Origin of the sequence: Bradyrhizobium icense (genome assembly GCF_001693385.1) — a bacterium.
Lineage (GTDB): Bacteria > Pseudomonadota > Alphaproteobacteria > Rhizobiales > Xanthobacteraceae > Bradyrhizobium > Bradyrhizobium icense.
In genome coordinates this window covers 6450977-6468751 of record NZ_CP016428.1, presented here as the reverse complement: position 1 = coordinate 6468751, position 17775 = coordinate 6450977, and the positions used below count along the sequence as shown (strand labels likewise).

The 17775-nt window shown below is 62.7% G+C and carries 13 protein-coding genes; 9 read left to right on the top strand and 4 right to left on the bottom strand.

Annotated elements, in window-relative coordinates; all coding sequences use genetic code 11:
* Positions 1-67 precede the first annotated feature (67 nt).
* The 6 genes from LMTR13_RS30065 (at position 68) to LMTR13_RS30040 (ending at position 10634) form a co-directional block, all read left to right on the top strand.
* On the top strand, positions 68-1999 hold the full coding sequence (locus LMTR13_RS30065) for a hypothetical protein (RefSeq protein WP_065730926.1): 1932 nt from the start codon (positions 68-70) through the stop codon (positions 1997-1999).
* A 49-nt stretch (positions 2000-2048) separates the two neighbouring features.
* Positions 2049-4169: a type I secretion system permease/ATPase gene (locus LMTR13_RS30060; RefSeq protein WP_236843194.1), complete on the top strand. Its 2121-nt coding sequence runs from the start codon at positions 2049-2051 to the stop codon at positions 4167-4169.
* 38 nt (positions 4170-4207) lie between these two features.
* Positions 4208-5569 carry an HlyD family type I secretion periplasmic adaptor subunit gene (locus LMTR13_RS30055; RefSeq protein ID WP_065730925.1) on the top strand — a complete coding sequence of 454 codons (1362 nt, stop codon included), beginning with the start codon at positions 4208-4210 and terminating at the stop codon, positions 5567-5569.
* 46 nt (positions 5570-5615) lie between these two features.
* On the top strand, positions 5616-7178 hold the full coding sequence (locus LMTR13_RS30050) for a GNAT family N-acetyltransferase (protein ID WP_065730924.1): 1563 nt from the start codon (positions 5616-5618) through the stop codon (positions 7176-7178).
* 658 nt (positions 7179-7836) lie between these two features.
* Entirely contained in the window at positions 7837-9954 is a 2118-nt protein-coding gene (locus LMTR13_RS30045; protein ID WP_236843193.1) for a VTT domain-containing protein, read from the top strand.
* Positions 9951-10634, top strand: a complete 684-nt coding sequence (locus LMTR13_RS30040; protein ID WP_236843192.1) for an endonuclease/exonuclease/phosphatase family protein — start codon at positions 9951-9953, stop codon at positions 10632-10634. The genes LMTR13_RS30045 and LMTR13_RS30040 overlap by 4 nt, the downstream gene beginning before the upstream one ends.
* A 7-nt stretch (positions 10635-10641) precedes the next feature.
* Here LMTR13_RS30040 and LMTR13_RS30035 read toward each other — a convergent pair whose 3' ends face one another.
* The 4 genes from LMTR13_RS30035 to LMTR13_RS30020 form a co-directional block, all read right to left on the bottom strand.
* A complete protein-coding gene (locus tag LMTR13_RS30035) occupies positions 10642-10833 on the bottom strand; it encodes a hypothetical protein (protein ID WP_065730923.1) in 192 nt (63 codons plus the stop codon).
* Positions 10834-10924: 91 nt separating this feature from the next.
* The gene (locus LMTR13_RS30030) at positions 10925-11620 is read right to left on the bottom strand and encodes a DUF3750 domain-containing protein (protein ID WP_236843191.1); all 696 of its coding nucleotides are present in this window, start codon (positions 11618-11620) and stop codon (positions 10925-10927) included.
* Positions 11621-11864: 244 nt separating this feature from the next.
* Entirely contained in the window at positions 11865-12890 is a 1026-nt protein-coding gene (locus tag LMTR13_RS30025) for a YihY/virulence factor BrkB family protein (protein WP_083219282.1), read from the bottom strand.
* A gap of 115 nt (positions 12891-13005) precedes the next feature.
* Positions 13006-13935 (bottom strand): dihydrodipicolinate synthase family protein, encoded by a 930-nt coding sequence (locus LMTR13_RS30020; RefSeq protein WP_065733084.1) that lies wholly within the window; start codon positions 13933-13935, stop codon positions 13006-13008.
* 110 nt (positions 13936-14045) lie between these two features.
* Between LMTR13_RS30020 and LMTR13_RS30015 the strand changes: the two genes are divergently transcribed.
* From LMTR13_RS30015 to LMTR13_RS30005, 3 genes are all read left to right on the top strand, one after another.
* Positions 14046-15230, top strand: a complete 1185-nt coding sequence (locus LMTR13_RS30015; protein ID WP_065730922.1) for a CaiB/BaiF CoA transferase family protein — start codon at positions 14046-14048, stop codon at positions 15228-15230.
* Between the two features lie 873 nt (positions 15231-16103).
* Positions 16104-16865, top strand: coding sequence for an SDR family NAD(P)-dependent oxidoreductase (locus tag LMTR13_RS30010; protein WP_065730921.1), 762 nt, complete (start codon positions 16104-16106; stop codon positions 16863-16865).
* A gap of 33 nt (positions 16866-16898) precedes the next feature.
* Complete coding sequence (locus LMTR13_RS30005) at positions 16899-17735, top strand: enoyl-CoA hydratase family protein (RefSeq protein WP_065730920.1); 837 nt, start codon at positions 16899-16901, stop codon at positions 17733-17735.
* Positions 17736-17775 lie beyond the last annotated feature (40 nt).

Here is a 17775-nt window from a genome sequence, read left to right as displayed (position 1 = left end):
AGTTGCCGCTAGGAAGCCGGGGGTCGCCTTACGGCCCTGACAGTTCGCGGCGACAGGGGAGGTTCCCATGGCGTCAGCGAGCTTCGTCGAGATTATTTCCCACTTTGCAGGATATCTGCAGATCTTCCACGACATCGCCCGCGACCGCGCCCAATACGATGATAGTCTCGTGCCTCGTCCTTCCGATGACTACACGACGCTGCGACCGAATTACGATCACCGCTTCACGCCCGACGATATGGGCAGTGCGGCAGGCCCGGTGCCGGAATTGATTTCGGAAGATCTGATGGATCTGGTCCGAGGTCCTCGGCTCAAGCTGGCCCGCGGTCCGCAGGATTCCGATTTCGATTTCTTTCCGACTCCGCTGAAGCCGGACATCCCGCTGCCTAAACCGGCCGGCGGCGGTGGCGGAGGCAGTCCCGACTATCACGTCAGGGTAAAATACCAGGATGGTGGCCCGGAGACCCAACTGACGGTTCATCAATACAACTTCATGCTCGATGACGACGTCAATCTGCCGGCGGATGCCCTGGCGGTGGTTGAGCCGCTGATCGAACGCCTCAACAGCGATGCGATGGCGACGATCAAAGAGCTGGCGGCCGACGTGAACGCCGCAATTCCCATCGAATGGCAGATGCCGAAGACCGATGGCGGCGTTACGGATTTCGTGATCGCTCGCGACGCGGCCTGGGCCGATAGCGGCGGCGAGCCGGACACACACTCGGTAACTCCTGGCTACTATGTCAATGGCGAGTTGCAGGAACGGCCGTCGGAGCCGCCGCAACCGCATGAGCCGGAAGAGCTGCCGGACACCGGAGAGGGGATTGGACAATGGGCAGCGTTGGGCGGCAACTTCAGCATCAACGCGGCGCTGATCGTCGATCTCGGCGAGTCCGCCCGCGCCATGGTAGTGATGGAAGATTACTTCAAGACCGATGCCATCTTCCAGACCAACACCATCGTCAATGACGACAGTATCCGAATATCGGGCGGAGATCGCGCGGCCTCGCCGACCGATGACGAGGACATCGCGACCAACATTGCCGATTTTGCCCAGAACCCCAGCATCTACGCCGACTTCTCGGCCAGTTTTGCTGGCCTGAATTGGATCGTCGATGTGGTGGACGGCGACTTCTACAGCGTTCATGCAATGGCTCAGGTCAACTACCTCTCCGACAACGACGTGGCAACGCAGGTCAGCAGCAGTTCCCACTACAACCTCGTCGGCGGTTACAATACCCAGGGTAATCTGGCGCAGCTCCTTGATGGCAGCGTTGAGTACGACCTGATCATCATCAAGGGCAGCTATCACGGTCTGAACGTCATCTTTCAAAACAACATTCTGTTGGACAACGACAAGATCGTGATGGTGGCGGACGGCGCCGATCCGTCTCAATCAGCTAGTTCACGCGGCAACAGCCTGTCGAACGAGGCCGCGGTTGCGAACTATGGCGGCGAGACTTTCGACGAACTGCCCGCAAACCTCGAGCTGATCGAAAGCCTGCTGGCCGCCGGCTTGACATTCCTCGATCCCGAACTGGCCGGCGCCCTCATCGGTCATGGCGGCCCCCTGAAGGTGCTCTACATCACCGGAGACTACTACGACGTCAATGCGATCTGGCAGACCAACGTCACCTCGGACGTCGACGTGATGTATCAGCTCCAGAACCAGCCGTTGGCCGATCTGATGGCGCTTGATCCCGACGGGGAGGTGACACAGTCAGTGACCACTGGAGGCAACGAGCTCGCCAACGACGCTGCGATCGTCGACGTCAACCCTGATGCCACCTACGTCGGGGGCGAGATCTATACCGATTCCATTCTGGTGCAGACCAATCTGCTGCCCGTGGACCAGGACGATGCCGTCGACAACAACACCGACACGCTCGTGACCGAGCTCATTGCCTTCGTCGGCGACGCTCAGGACACGACGTCCCCGCCGCCGGCGGTGGTTGCCAACACGGTGCAGGCGGACCCGATGGCGTCGATGATGCATTAGCGGCAATCGCAGTATGCTTTGTTTATTGCAGTCTTAGGAGAGTTTGCAAATGTGGGGCTGGGATGATCGTCCAGGCAGTGCCGGGAGCCGGCGCCTCGTTCAGCATGACGAAGCGACGTCGAATACGGCCAAGATAATTCCGCTTCGCCCCTGGTTCGATCCGCCACGCCACCAGGCCGAGGGGCCGGCGATCGCATTTGCCGACGAGAAGGAACCACCGAAGGAGCCTGAAGCCAAAACTGCCGAACCGGCGCCAGTCGAGCCAACCTTGCGGGAAGAAGCCAAGACTCCCGCGCCCGGGTCCACGGTCGTGATCGATCAAACGACCCCGGCTCCTCCGCTCCGTCATGGCGGCGACAAGGACGGCGGCGGCTCCTCCGGTGGTGGTGGGGGCGGCGGAGGCGGAGGTGGTGGCGGTACGCCCCACCTGCACAAGCGTTCGAGCGACCATGAATTTCGCGATGTGCTCGGCAGGGGCCTGGCCAAAGCCCGCCGCAATCTGGTGACCGTCGGGCTGTTCTCAGTCGCGGTCAACCTTCTGGTGCTGGCGATACCGATCTATCTGTTCAACATGTCCGATCGTGTGCTGACCAGCCGCAGCACGGACACGCTGGTAATGCTGACGATCATCGTGGTCATCGCGATCGGGGCACATGTGCTGATGGACATGATGCGCCGCATCATCCTGATGCGGGTTGCGGTCGAGACCGAGGCCCGATTGGGCGGACCCGTCCTGAGCGCCGCCGCCAAAGCGGCACAGAGCGGATCCAGCCGCGAATTCCAGACATTGGCAGATCTGCAGCACCTGCGAGCGTTCATTACCGGACCGGTGTTGCTGACGATGTTCGATACGCCGGTGTCGCCGGTCTATTTCGCGGTTGTGTTCCTGATCCATCCCGATCTCGGATTCATCGTGTTGGGGGCGGGCGTCGCGCTGATCATTGTGGCGATCTTGAACCAGCGGGTAACGGCGATCCCCTTCAACCAGGCCAACAATTACGGCGCCAGGGCCAACCTGCAGGCGGAATCGATGGCCCGCAACGCCCAGGTCATCAACGCGATGGGCATGATTCCGGAAGGCGTCCAGGTATGGGGCCGCGAAACCGTGGAGTCCCTGAAGGCGCAAGTGATCGGGCAGGACCGCAACATCCTGTTTACGGGGCTGTCGAAGTTCCTGCGGCTGTGTACCCAGATCGCGATCCTGGGCTGGGGCGCATGGCTGGCGCTGGAGAGCGAGATCACTGCCGGCATGGTCATTGCGGCTTCCATCGTCGCGAGCCGCGCGCTGGCGCCGCTGGAAGGCACCATCGAAGGCTGGCGCAACTTCGTGCAGGCGCGCTCTGCCTATGCCCGGATCAGGGCGCTGCTGCTGAACTCGCCGCTTAACATGGAGCGGTTGCGGCTGCCGCGTCCCGCCGGATATCTCAACGTCGAGCGCATTCTCTATGTGCCGCCGCCGAACAAGAAGGTGATCCTGAACGGCATCAGCTTCCAATTGAAGCCGGGGGAATCGCTCGCCGTCGTCGGAGACTCCGGCACCGGCAAGACCATGCTGGCGCGAATGCTGGTGGGCTCCATCATCCCGACCGCGGGCAGCGTGAGACTCGACATGATGGACCTGCGCAACTGGGATCCACGCCAGTTCGGCGAGAGCGTCGGCTACCTGCCGCAGGACGTGCAATTGTTCCCGGCATCCATCAAGGCCAACATCGGCCGGATGCGCGACGACGCGCGCGACGAGGATGTGTTCGATGCGGCCGAGGCCGCCGATGTGCATGAGATGATCTCGAGTTTTGCCCAAGGCTACGAGACCGTCGTCGGCATGGATGGAAGTCCGCTGTCGGGCGGCCAGCGGCAGCGCATCGGTCTGGCTCGCGCATTCTTTGGCAATCCGCGCCTGCTCGTGCTCGATGAGCCGAATTCGAATCTCGACGCCAATGGCGAGCGAGCGCTTGCCAAGGCGTTGGGGCGCGCCAAGGAAAAGCAAATCACGGTGGTGACGATTACCCAGCGCGCGGCACTGCTGATGAGCGTCGACAAGATCATGATCCTGCATCAGGGCGCGGTGCAGGCGTTCGGCAGCCGCGACGAGATCATTCCGATGATTACCGGACGCAAGCCGAACAATATCCCGACCGGGCCGGATAGTAGTCCCCCTTCGCTGAATTGAGGGACGTCGGCCGAATTTGACAGGAACGAGGTTGCGCGATGGCCAAGAAAATTGCGGACCGCTCTGCGGAATCAGAGGGCACCTGGTACGATTCGTTGCCGCGATCCACCAAGCTACCAACCGCCGCCGGTGCGCTGATCATGGCGGTGGTGCTGATGGGATTCGGTGTCTGGGGAAACATGGCGCCGATCGCCGGCGCCGTGGTCGCTTCCGGCGTATTCGTGGTTACTGGACAGAACAAGATCATCCAGCATCTCGAAGGCGGAATGATCCGCGAAATCTTCGTGCGCGAAGGCGATAAGGTAGAAGCCGGGCAAACTTTGCTCGAGCTCGACGACACCGCGGCGCGCGCAGAGCTGCAGCGCCTATTCTTGCGCCGCATCAGGCTGACTGCGATGGACGCCAGGCTGCACGCCGAGATGAAGGAGGAAGCGGAGATGACGCTTCCGGCCGAAATCGCCAATTCGATGACCAGTTCACCGGAGGTGAAGGAAATCGTCGACAGTCAGAAGATGACGTTCACGGCGCGCCGCAACAACCTTCACAGCGACATCAAGAGCATCAACGAGAGCATCAACGCCCTGGAGGAAAGAATCCGAGGATCGCGGGTGCAACTGGATGCGGTCAAGCGCCAGATCGTCCTGCTCGACGAGGAAATCGTGACCAAGGACAAGCTGGTACAGGCCGGGCTGGTGCGCAAGCCCGAGCTGATGGTGCTGCAGCGGACGAAGGCCAATCTGGAAGGCGAGGTGGGCCGCATCATGGGCGACATCGGCGATGCCAAGGAACGCATCGCCCGCGCGCTCGAGCAGATCAACGGCGTGCGCAAGACCGCGATCAAGACCGCGGTCGAGCAGATGCACGAGGTCCGTGGCGAACTGGCCGACGTCCGCGAGCGGATGCTGAGTGCCAAGAGCATACTCGATCGAGTCCGCGTCACGGCGCCGGTCAGCGGCATCGTGGTGAAGCTGCGCTATCACACGCGGGGTGGTGTGGTCGAGGCCGGCAAGAACATCATGGAGCTGTTGCCGCTGAAGGACGAACTCATCATCGAGGCGCGGTTGCGGCCGCAGGATATCGACCATGTCAAGTACGGGCAGACCGCGATGGTGCGGCTGACCGCGCTCAACCAGCGCATCACGCCGATGGTCTCCGGCGACGTCGTCTACCTGTCGGCCGATACGCTTGCGGATGAAAAGAAGTCCCAACAGGTCGGGCCGACCGACATCTATCTCGTCCGCGTCAAACTCAACGCTGAGGAGAGCAGGAATGTCCCGAACTTCAGTCCGACGCCCGGCATGCCCGCCGAGGTCTACATCAAGACGTCGGAACGGACCTTCTTCCAATACATCGTCAGGCCGATCCACGACAGCATGACGCGCGCATTCCGGGAGCGTTAGGTCTTGAACGAACAGGTGAAACAGGCACATTGGAAAGGCATCCGCCGTGCACATTGACATCATCGAAGACCTGCCGTCGCTGGCCAAGCTCGAGGACAATTGGAACGCCGTCTACGACGAGGATCCCGAAGCCCAGATATTCCTGTCGTGGAAGTGGCTGCACGGCTGGCTGTCCTGCATCTCGGGGCCGTGGTTCATTCTGGCTGCAAAGGCCGGCGAAGCCGCCGACTTGCCCTACGTTGCGTTCTTTCCGTTGCGGCTGCAGACCACGATCGAGAACTCCGACGTCATTCACGACATCAGGATGGCGGGCAATTTCGGCGCCGACTACACCGGCATCGTCTGCAAGCCCGAGGTGGAGAACAAGGTCATTCCCGCCCTTGCCCGCTACGTCAGGCATATGAACTGGGCGCGCTTGAATCTCGACAATCTGCGAATGTCGGACCGGCGGGTGCGGTTGCTGCTGGCCTATTTCCCGAAAGCCAGCTTTCGTTACAAGGAGGCCAACGCGGTCAACAAGGTCGACGGGATCGATAACAGCCTCTGCCCCTATGTGACGCTGCCGGGCGACTGGAATGCCTACCTGGAGACGCTGAGCCCCAATACGAGGCAGAAAATCCGGCGCCTGCTGAAGCAGGTCGACGCGCCCGGCGAATATCGGATATCGGTTTCCACCCCCGAGACGTTCGAGCAGGACCTCAAGACCTTGCTGCGGTTCTGGGAGACCAAGTGGCGCCACCGCAAGGGAGACCGGACCGACAGTCTCGTTCGCTCGAACGGCGCGATGTTGACGCGCAGTTTCCAATCCGGTCTGGTGTACCTGCCGACGTTCTGGCACGGCGAGCGGGCGGTTGCGGCGCTGGCCACGCTGGTGGATCCGCGCAAGCGGACGTTCTCGTTCTACATGACCGGACGGGACGAGACGTTCGAGGGACCGCCTGCGGGAGTAATCCTGCATGCCTTCAGCATTCGCCACGCCATCGCGAACGGCTTTTGCGAATACGACTTCCTGCGCGGCAACGAGTCCTACAAATATTCGTATGGCTGCGCCGAGCGCAAGATCCGCAGCACGATCCTGGCGACCAGGGACGGCAAGAATCTTCGCGCCGGCATCGATCCGCGGAGTATTCCGGACGTGTTGCAAAAGGCCACCGAACTGCACAAGACGGGAAAAACCGCCGACGCCGAGGTGGGTTACCGCCGGATATTGGATGTGCGGCCGAAACACGCCGATGCGTTGCACCGGCTCGGCCAGTTGTTGGCGGCGAAGGCAGATTTCGCCGCAGCCAAGCGGCTGTTCCGCACCTTGACGACAGTTCGCCCCGACGCCGCCAAGGCGTGGCAATGCCTTGGCCAGGTCTGCGAAAGCCTCGGCCAGCATGAGGAGGCGCTGCGTCAGCATCTCGAGTTCGTGCGGCTGCAGCCGGATTCGCCGGAGGGCTTTGTCGCCGTTGCCAGATGCATGGTGAAACTCGGGCGGATGGCGGAAATCAATGCCGCGCTGTTGGCTGCGATCGAACCGGCAAGCGGGCCGTCGGTGAGGAAGTGGCGGGATTGGCGCAGCATCCCGGACCGGCAGGCTGGCCGCGAAAACTCCATCTCGGCGTAGGGCAGAATTGTCTGAATTGTCCCGTTGGCAGGCCCACGGTGGGGAGGAGGACAGCATGCTCATGATGACAGGAAAGGTCAGGCGCTGGTTGACAGCCGCGATGACCTCCGGGACATCGCCGTTCGTCAACCGCATGGTGCGCCGATGGATTTTCTCGCCATGCATTCGAGACCGAACGCATTTCATCGCCGGCGCATAGATGAACCGGCGAAGGCCCGTGGCCCGAGGATGCGATTGCCCAAAGAGCCACCCGATCAACGGACCCCGTTGCCTGAACGGACACGCGTCAGGATGAGCGCACTAGGAGCTGCGCGATGCCCAAATTTCGCCGGCCGGGAAGGGGTCATCATCGGCTCCGGCCGCTATCGCAGCACCGTCCGCATCCTGTTCGACGGCTTCAAGTCCGCGACCTCGCTGCACAGCACCTACATCGAACCTGTGGTTGAAGAGGAAAGTGTCTCCCGCCCGGGCCGGAGCGCTAGGCCCCGCCGTTCTGACCGGTAGAAGCAACCGTCGCTAACGCGTGTCCGGATTCAACGCCGCGCCGAAGGTGGAGGGAGGGCGGCAAGTTCCGCCTGGCTGGAACTGTCATGCCTGCAAATCGTTGGATTGGCGTCGGGCGAACATTCGTTCGTGATCCCGGGCAGGTTTTCATTTGTTGGCGAGGTGCCGTCTGCTGCAAAGCTCATCCATCCTCATTCCCGGTGAAACCGTCTGGAGAAGGTGCAAGGCAGGGCGGCTGACGATCCTCAACGATGCAGCCGCCTATTTCGCCGCTTTGCGGGAAGCGCTGCTGCTCGCAACGCGGCAGGTGTACATTATCGGCTGGGACATCCACAGCCAGACGCGGTTTGTCGGACCTTCCGGGTATGCTGATGACGGCTATCCGCAAGAGCTCGGCGCGTTTCTCAAGGCGCTGCTGAAGGCGAAGCCCGATCTGCGGATCAACATCCTGATCTGGAATTTCCCACCCATCTACGCTGCCGAGCGGGAGTGGAATTCAGCCGCCAAGTTCACCGGGCACGCGTCGGACCGGCTTCGCTTTTGTTTCGACTCGAGCCTTCCCCTGGGCTCGGCGCAACATCAGAAGATCGTCGTCATTGACGGTGCGGTTGGCTTCGTCGGCGGTCTCGACCTCACGATCCGGCGCTGGGACACCAGCACGCACGAAACGCATCACCCGCTTCGCACCGATCCCGACGGCAAACCCTATCCGCCGTTTCACGACGTGCAGTGCATGGTGGATGGCGAAGCTGCGGCCAGCCTGACGGAAGTGGCGGAGAACAGGTGGCGCGCCGCCGGCTGCACGGTCGAAGAACCCGCAGCGATCAAGGGCGAGCGCTGGCCGGCCTCGGTCCCGGTGCAGTGCCGGGGATTGACGGTGGGCATCGCCCGGACCGAGATAGTCACCGCACGCGGAGGCGGCGTCAACGAAGTCGCGCGGCTGTTCGAAGCTTCCATCAACGCAGCCGACCGCTTCATCTATATCGAGAACCAGTTCACCAGCGCCACCGACATCGCGCGCCTCCTGGCGCAGCGGATGCTGGACGTGCCGCAGCTTCGGGTCCTGATCGTCATACCGAAGATGCATTCGTCCTGGTTCGAATCGCAGGCCATGCAGACCGGGCGCGGCGGATTTATCGCCCGGTTCGTGTCGGCAGGCGTCCTGGACCGGGTCCGCTTTCTCTATCCATCGACGCGGGATGCCGAGCAGGCAGCCGCGGTCATGGTGCATAGCAAAGTGATGATCGTTGACGATCGCATCCTGCGTGTGGGGTCGGCCAACCTCAACAATCGCTCGATGGGGGCCGACACCGAATGCGATCTGGCTTTCGAGGCCACCTCCGAGGCGCATTGTGAATATATCGCATGGCTTCGCCGTAGTCTGATCGGGCATTTCTGCGGCGTCGACGAACGCGAAATCGAACGCCGCGAAGCCGACCTGTTCGGATTTCTCGACCGCCTGGCGGAAGGCGAGGCTGCGAAGTCGTTGCAGCCGATCGACCCGGCCGCGTCAGCCGGCGGCATGGCGATCATGGTGCAGCCCGTCGCCGATCCCAGGGAACCGCTTCACCTCGACCGCGCCGCCAACCGCATGTGGACGGCAAGAACCATTTTGGCCGTATCCGGCCTCGCGGCGGCGCTCGCCGGCCTCGCGCTGGCCTGGCAATATACGTCGTTGCGCGATTTCACCGATGTCGGCTTCGTCTCCTCGATCATCTCGCAGCCCGCGCGGTCGCAATTCGCACCGCTGTTTGCGATCGCCGCCTTCGTCCTCGGCGGGCTGGTGGTGTTCCCGGTGCTGGTCCTGATCGCCGCGACATCAGCGGCGCTCGGGCCGTGGATGGGGTTCTTGAGCGCGAGCGCCGGCGTGCTGCTCAGCGCGCTCACGCTGTTCTCGATCGGCCGCGTGCTGGGCCAGGCGCGCTTGCAGCGGCTGCTGGGGCGGCGCGCCTCCCGGGTTCAGAGCCGCATCATCGGCAAGGGGGTTGTGGCGGTCGCCATGATCCGGATGGTGCCGATCGCGCCGTTCTCGATCGTGAACGTGGTGGCGGGCGCCAGCAAATTGAGCCTGCGCGATTTCGTGCTCGGCACCGTGCTCGGCATGGCGCCGGGCATCGCCGTCATGGCCGCGCTCGGCGCGCAGATCGCGGATCTGGCGCGAAACGCCTCGTGGACCAATGCGCTGCTGCTTGCGCTGGCGATCCTCGCCTGGATCGCGCTGTGCCTCGGCGTGCAGTTCCTGGTGACCTGGCTGGCGGGACGAAGAACGTGACGGCAACGCTTCGCATCATGACGTGGAACGTCCACGGCGTCTTCCACCTCAATCCCGGGTTCGATGTCGACGGCGTCTGTTCCGTCATTCGCCACTGGTCGCCCGATATCGTGGCACTGCAGGAGGTCGACTCGCGCGGAAGAACCGACGATCCTTTCGCCCTTCTGGCGAAAGCCGTCGGCAGCCACAGCGTGGATGCGCGATCGATCGTCACCAAAGACGGCGACTACGGACAGGTGCTGCTCAGCCGCTGGCCCTTCGCCGAGCCCCCGAAAATTTCCGACGTCTCGTATCAGGAGCGAGAGCCTCGCAGGGCCATTGCCGCACGCATTTTGTCCAGTCTGGGGGAAATCAGAGTCATTGCCACCCATCTCGGCCTGAGCATTCATGAGAGGCACGCCCAGGCGCATGCCCTGGCTGAGCTGGTGCAGCCGACGCGAACGCTGGTGCTTGGCGATTTCAACGACTGGTTCTGGGTGAAGTCGGTGCGGGGCGTGCTGGCGCGGATTTGCCCGGTCCGAACGCGGTTGCGGACGTTTCCCGCCAGGTTGCCGATGATGCGGCTCGACCGGATCTATGCCTCGCCCGATCTCACGATCCGCTCGGCCTGGACCGACCGCAAGGCGCGCGCCTATTCGGATCATCTTCCCGTCATCGCGGACGTCGCCTTTCCGCGATAGGGGTGTGTCAGGCAGGCTTGGCCGGGTGCTGCGTTCTCGGGTGGCGCTCATGCAGCAGCCTCGCCAGATCGTGACGCAACTCGGAGCGGTTGCGCATGGCGGTCTCGAACAGTGCCTCCTGAATGTCGCGCGGCATATCGCCCCAAACTGCAATCGCAGCCTCGCCGAGCAATGATGCAAAGGTCTGTTCGTCGGTCATGTCGATCCTCCCCATTTTTTACGTTTGACCGAAACGAAGGTTCCCGGTGGACTGCCATCAATCCCATTTCGTCCGTTGACGAATTACCGAGTCACGGACCAAGCGGCAGCCCCAGCCGGCCGAGCCCGGGCAATTTCAATGCGGGGCGGCGGATGTCGAAGCCGAGAACGCCTCCGAAAAAATTGAGCTCTAACCCTTCGATCCATCCGATCGTCAGCCCCAGATAACCTCCGAGCGAAGCAAACACGCCGGTCCGGGACGGCGTGAAGCCGACCCAATCGCCATGGTAAGGATAATCCTTGCCGATCGCCGTCGGCGGCAACACCGCTTCAAGTTCCGGAACGGCGTCCAGAATCGCCTGGATGAACGTGTTGGAGTTCGGACCCGGCCAGGCGCTGTAATCTCCATTGGCTCGAAACTTGTAAGTCTCGATGACCGAGCGGATTTTGGGAATCAGCGCTTCCGCTTTCGGACCATCGACGCTGACGACCGTTTCGGGGATCTCGCCAAACCAGCGGCCATCGGCCTGGAATCCGTCGATCCGGATCGGTTCACCCCAGGCTGTGTAATCGTAGCGGCTGTAACGGCTCGCCCCACGCTCCTTCACGACGATCCAGGTGTGAACCGCGAATATCCCGCGCCAGCGCACCGTCCTTGCCGCGAACACCCTGATGACGGCATCGGCGTGCTCGGAGGCCTTGGGAAGCAGCCCGGCGCTTGAACGGTCCGCCGTTTGCCAGTTCGCGCGCCTGTCGCCGAACAGGTATTTCACGGCGGAAACAGCCATGGGAACGAGCATGAGCAGAAGGAAAATGACGAGGTATTTCTTCACGGCGGGAAATCAATGTGGGCGGTCTGCAGGCACCTGATGTAATTGCTTTTAAATCTGATTTCCAGTTCAGCCCTCCGCAATTTAGCGATCAAAAGCGAATAACGCCGAGCGCGAGAAGCAGGCCGACGGTCACGGCTGCCGAAAGTAACAGCGAACCAAGACATCCAAGCCTGCTCGAAAAAAACAGGAACATTCCGTTTTACGATTTCGCTTCGCCGATCGTATCGGCCATCTTCGCGCCGCGATCGCCTGGCGGCTTATTTCCGCCTTCGGTGCTGTCGGCTGCGGTCTGATGCTCGATCTCCGCGTTGAGTTCGGCGCCGAGCAGCACGACGGTCGTCGACATCCACATCCACATCATCAAGCCGATCGCGGCCCCGAGCGAGCCGTAGGTCGCGTCGTAATTGGCGTAATTGGCAAGATAAAACGATAGCAAGGCCGATCCTGCAAGCCACGTCAGCGTTGCGAACACGCTGCCGACGCTCAGCCAGCGCCATTGCGCCGAGCGGCGGCTTGGTCCGAACCGATAGAGCACGGCAAGGCCAAAAAGCATCGTCAGGACCAGAAGCGGCCAGCGTCCGAATCGAAACAGCGCATCGGTGACGGCCCCGAGCCCGATTGTGGACAGAACGATCGGAAGGGCGACGACCGAGCCGATGGCAAGAAGCACCGCGACCAGCCCGCCAAAGGTGAGTGCGAGGGAAACCGCGTTGAGCTTGAAAAAGCCGCGCTTCTCGTCCTCGTCATAGACTACATTGAGTGCATCGATGATGGCCTTGATACCGCCATTGGCGCTCCACACGGCAAGCAGGAAGGAGAACAGAAACGCCAGTCCCAGCCTGACGTCGCCCTTGGCAAGCACGCGATTGACCTGGTCTCTGACGATTCCGAGCGCGCCCTCCGGCAGGATGCCCGCAAGCATCGTCATGTGGTCGTTGATCGTACTTGCCTTGGCGAACAGTGCGTAGGACGAGACGAGGGCGGTGATCGCCGGGAACAGGGCGAGCAGGCCGTAGAAGACGACGCCTGCGGCGACCGCGAGAAGCCGGTCTTCGCTGACCTGCTGATAGGTCCTGATCAGGATGTCCTTCCATCCCCTCCAGGGAATTTGCCACGGAGACACCGCGCGGCGGCCGCGGCCCTGATCGCCTGGAGTTCCTGAAGTATCAGGCTCGCCCTTGGCTGGCTCAGGCGTCGTGTCGTGCAGGTAACTCACATGGCTCATCGCGAACCGTCCCGCGTCTCTTCGCCTTTAATGCGCAGGAAGCGGCGACGTTCCTAGGTCAAGTCGTGAGGGGCAGGCGGCTATACGGAGAGTGGTGCCGGCTGACGGTGGCGATCTACCGCCCCCAGCGCAACACCACGGGATCGAGCTGGCGGGCGATTTCGATGAGGCCGGCGCGCGCCGCCGGATGAACCCTTTGCAGGGGGTGGCGCACCGCGTCCGAGCCGATCACGCCGCCTTCCTTCATGAGTATCTTGGCGGCCTGCAAGCCGCACTGGCGGTTCTCGTAATTGATCAGCGGCAGCCAGCGCGCATAGGCTGCCATCGCCTCCTCGCGGCGACCTGCGAGATAGGGATCGACGATCTGCCGGATGCCATCAGGGTAGCCGCCGCCTGTCATGGCGCCGGTCGCCCCGGCGTCGAGATCGGCCATCAGCGTGATCGCTTCCTCGCCGTCCCAGGGGCCTTCGATGCTGTCGCCGCCGGCCGCGATCAGATCGCGAAGCTTTGCCGCTGCCATCGGCACCTCGATCTTGAAATAGCGGATGTTCGGAATTTCCCGCGCCATGCGCGCCAGCAGGTCGATCGAAAGCGGCGTCCCGGCAACCGGCGCATCCTGGATCATGATGGGAATGTCGATGGCCTCGGAGACGGTGCGATAGAACTCGAAAATGCTCTTTTCCGGCACGCGGAACGTGGCGCCGTGGTACGGCGGCATGATCATCACCATCGCGGCGCCTGCGTCCTGCGCCTGGCGGCTGCGCTCGGCGCAGATGCGCGAGCCGAAATGCGTTGTCGTCACGATCACGGGCACGCGGCCGGCGACGTGCTCGAGCACCGCATGCATCACTTTTTCGCGCTCGGCATCGGTCAGCACGAACTGCTCGGAGAAATTGGCCAGGATGCACAGGCCGTTCGAACCGGCGTCGATCATGAAGTCGATGCAGCGCCGCTGCCCCGCCAGATCGAGCTCCCCCTGATCGTCGAAGATGGTCGGGGCGACGGGAAAGACACCGCTATAGGGCCGTTTTGCAGTCGAGGTCATCTGCGGATGTTCCGTTCGAAGGGGATCAGTGATTGTATGGTCGTCCGGTTCATTCATCAACATGCTAGAACGCTCGACACGATCGGGCAGTCAAACAAGGAAAAAGACCGATGGGGGGAGTTCTGGAGGGCGTTCGCGTCCTCGATTTCGGGCGCTACATCGCGGGACCTTATTGCGCGACATTGCTGGCGGAGTTCGGTGCAGAAGTCATCCGCGTGGAAAAGCGCGACGGCAGCGAGGACCGTTTCGTGGCGCCGGTCGGCGAAGGCGGCGAGGGTGCGCTGTTCCTGCAGGTCAACCGCAACAAGAAATGCATCACGCTCGATCCGATGAAGCCGCAAGGGCAGGAGGTGATGCGACGGCTGGTCGCGACATCAGACGTCGTGGTCGCCAATCTGCCGCCGCAGACCCTGCGCGCGATGAAGCTCGATTATGAATCGCTGAAGGAGATCAAGCCGGACATCATCCTGACGACGGCGACCGCCTTCGGTGGACCCGGGCCGTGGTCGGACCGCGTTGGCTTTGATGGCGTGGGCCAGGTGATGTCGGGCGCGGTGTACATGACAGGCAAGGGCGATCCGCCATACCGGGCCGCGGTGAACTGGGTCGATTTCGGCACCGCGCTGCATTGCGCCTTTGGCACGCTCGCTGCGCTGATCGAGCGCGGCAAGTCGGGGCGTGGGCAGGTCGTCGAGGGCGCGCTGCTTGCGACCGCACTGTCCTTCACCAACGCAACGCTGATCGAGCAGGCGGTGATATCAGCCAACCGCGTACCCACGGGCAATCTCGGCCAGACCGCGGCGCCCGCCGATATCTACCGCACCAGCGACGGCTGGGTACTGTGCCAGGTCACCGGCCAACCGCTGTTCATCCGCTGGGCCAGATTGATGGGCGAGGATCACTGGCTGAGCGATCCCCGCTTCGCCGACGACATCAAGCGCGGCGACCACGGACCGATCGTCAGCGAACGGATGGCGCGCTGGTGCGCCGAGCGCACCACGCAGCAAGCCGTCGATACGCTCGGCCAGGCGATGATCCCCGCTGGCCCTGTTTTGAGCCCGCAACAGGCGCTGGAGCATCCGCACATCCGCGCCACCGGCTTCATGCAGGACGTCGATTATCCCGGTCTGCCGAACCCCGCGCCCACGGCGCGCGCCGCGGTGCGGCTGTCGGAAACCCCGGGCGAAATCGTCACGCGCCCGCCGACGCTCGGCGAGCACACCGATCGCGTGCTGGCCGACATCGGCTACGACGCGGACGCGATTGCGGCGCTGCGGAGAGACGGGACTATCTAATAGGTCGACGTGTAGGGTGGGCAAAGGAGCATAGCGACGTGCCCACCTTCTATCATCGCGCACGCCGCTTGATGGTGGGCACGCTTCGCTTTGCCCACTCTACGGTTCTGTGATGTCGTCTGTGACTGCCCGACAAGCAAATCAATTCTGATTTTCCGAAATCGTGTCAAGCCCGGGAATCAAAAATATTCCGCTTAACATCTCACCCAAATCAGTCGGATAACTCCGCCCGTCTCGCAGCAGATGAGGGGCGTTGGCCACGTCACGAACGCGCGGTGAGATGCGATGGACGCGGAGGGCGCGCTAGACGTACGCGCCGGACGCGTACGGCGAAGTCGTGTGGTTCGGGCGCCGCGGGGCTGGCGTTAAGTGCTTAAGAAGCGCAGCTTCTCAAGGGCGACGGAGGCAAAAGAGCCGTTCTCCGGGAAGAGCACGAAGTAAGCCGTAAAGCCATTGCGCAGGGAAGGCCGGGATGCTCCCGCTGTACCTGTATGCTCGTGTGCGTGTTCTTGATGCGCAATTGCACACGAGACCGCGGGTGCAGCAAGCACCCAGTCTTCCCTGCGCCCTCTGATTAGAGAGGCGGGAAGTGAGGAGCAAACCTCGGACGCCATGCGTCGCGAGATCGCGAACGCATACTCACTTGTCGTCACCCGCGAAGGCGGGTGACCCAGTATTCCAGAGACAGCAGTGATCGAACGGATAAGCCGCGGCGTACTGGATCCCCGCCTTCGCGGGGATGACAGTCGTTGTGGCGTTCCGGTATTTCCCCGTCATTGCGAGGAGCGGAGCAACGAAGCAATCCATTCCCCTTCCTTGCAAAAGCTTGAAGTTTAAAATATATGCTGAACTCTCATACTGGAGGCTTGACCGATGTCCCAATTGTCGCGTTCCTCCCATGCGCTCGTTACCGGCGGCGGGCGGGGCATTGGCCTTGCGATTTCGGCGGCGCTGTCGGATGCAGGTGCAACGGTAACGGTGCTCGGGCGCAATCGCGCGACATTGGATGAAGCGGTTGCGTCCGGCGCAGCGCAGTTCGCCGCCGTCGCTGATGTCGCCGACCAGGCGTCAGTCAAGTCGGCTATCGCGGAAGCCGCCGCGCGGCAGCCGATCGACATCCTCATTGCCAATGCCGGCGCGGCGGAATCCGCGCCGTTCGGCCGCTCTGATGCGGCGTTGTTCCAGCGGATGATGGACGTCAATTTCATGGGCGTGGTTCATGCCGTGCAGGCGGTATTGCCTGGAATGCTGGAGCGCCGCCGCGGCCGGATCGTCGCCGTCGCGTCAACCGCGGGCCTCAAGGGCTACGCTTATGTCAGCGCCTACAGCGCGGCGAAACACGCGGTGATCGGCCTCGTTCGTTCGCTGGCGCTGGAGACGGCCAAGAGCGGCGTCACCGTGAATGCCGTGTGTCCCGGCTTCACCGAGACCGATCTGCTCGAAGGCTCGATCGACAACATCATCAAGAAGACCGGTCGCAGCCGCGAGCAGGCGATTTCGGAGTTGTCGAAGCACAATCCGCAAGGACGCCTCGTGGCGCCGTCGGAAGTCGCCGACGCCGTGCTCTGGCTCTGCGGCGAAGGCGCCGGCGCCGTCACGGGACAGGCCGTCGCCGTAGCCGGTGGCGAAGTCTGACCGGTCAACGACAATGCAAATCAGGGAGATCCCATGAGCAAGCCTGCCAATCCCGTCACGCTGCCGCTGGCCGACTATTCGCCGAAGCATTTCCTGCTGGCCATCGTTGACCGCGTCGCCACGGTGACGCTCAATCGTCCCGAGCGCAAGAATCCGCTGACGTTCGAAAGCTATCGCGAGCTCACCGACTTCTTCCGCGCCTGCGCGATGGATGACGAGGTCAAGACCGTCGTCGTCACCGGCGCCGGCGGCAATTTTTCGTCCGGCGGCGACGTGTTCGAAATCATCGGCCCACTGATCCAGATGGACACCAAGGGGTTGACCGGCTTCACCCGCATGACCGGCGACCTGGTGAAAGCGATGCGGGCGTGTCCGCAGCCGATCGTGGCCGCCGTCGAAGGCATCTGCGCCGGGGCCGGCGCGATCATCGCAATGGCCTCCGACCTGCGGCTGGCTGCCACCGGCGCCAAGGTCGGGTTCCTGTTCAACAAGGTCGGGCTCGCCGGCTGCGATATGGGCGCCTGCGCGATCCTGCCGCGCATCATCGGCCAGTCGCGGGCATCGGAACTGCTCTACACCGGCCGCTTCATGACCGCCGAGGAGGGCGAGCGCTGGGGCTTCTTCAGCCGCATCGTGACCGCGGAGCAGGTGCTGCCGCAGGCGCAGCTATTGGCCAAGCAGATCGCGGAAGGGCCTACTTTCGCCAACACCATGACCAAGCGTATGCTGGCGATGGAGTGGGCGATGTCGGTGGAGGAGGCGATCGAGGCTGAGGCAGTCGCGCAAGCGCTCTGCATGACCACGGAAGATTTCGCGAGGGCGTTCGAGGCGTTCTCGAACAAGCGGACGCCAGTGTTTCAGGGGAACTGAGGGGCGCAGCGATACCCGGGGCCGCTCGCGGTTCTAGAAT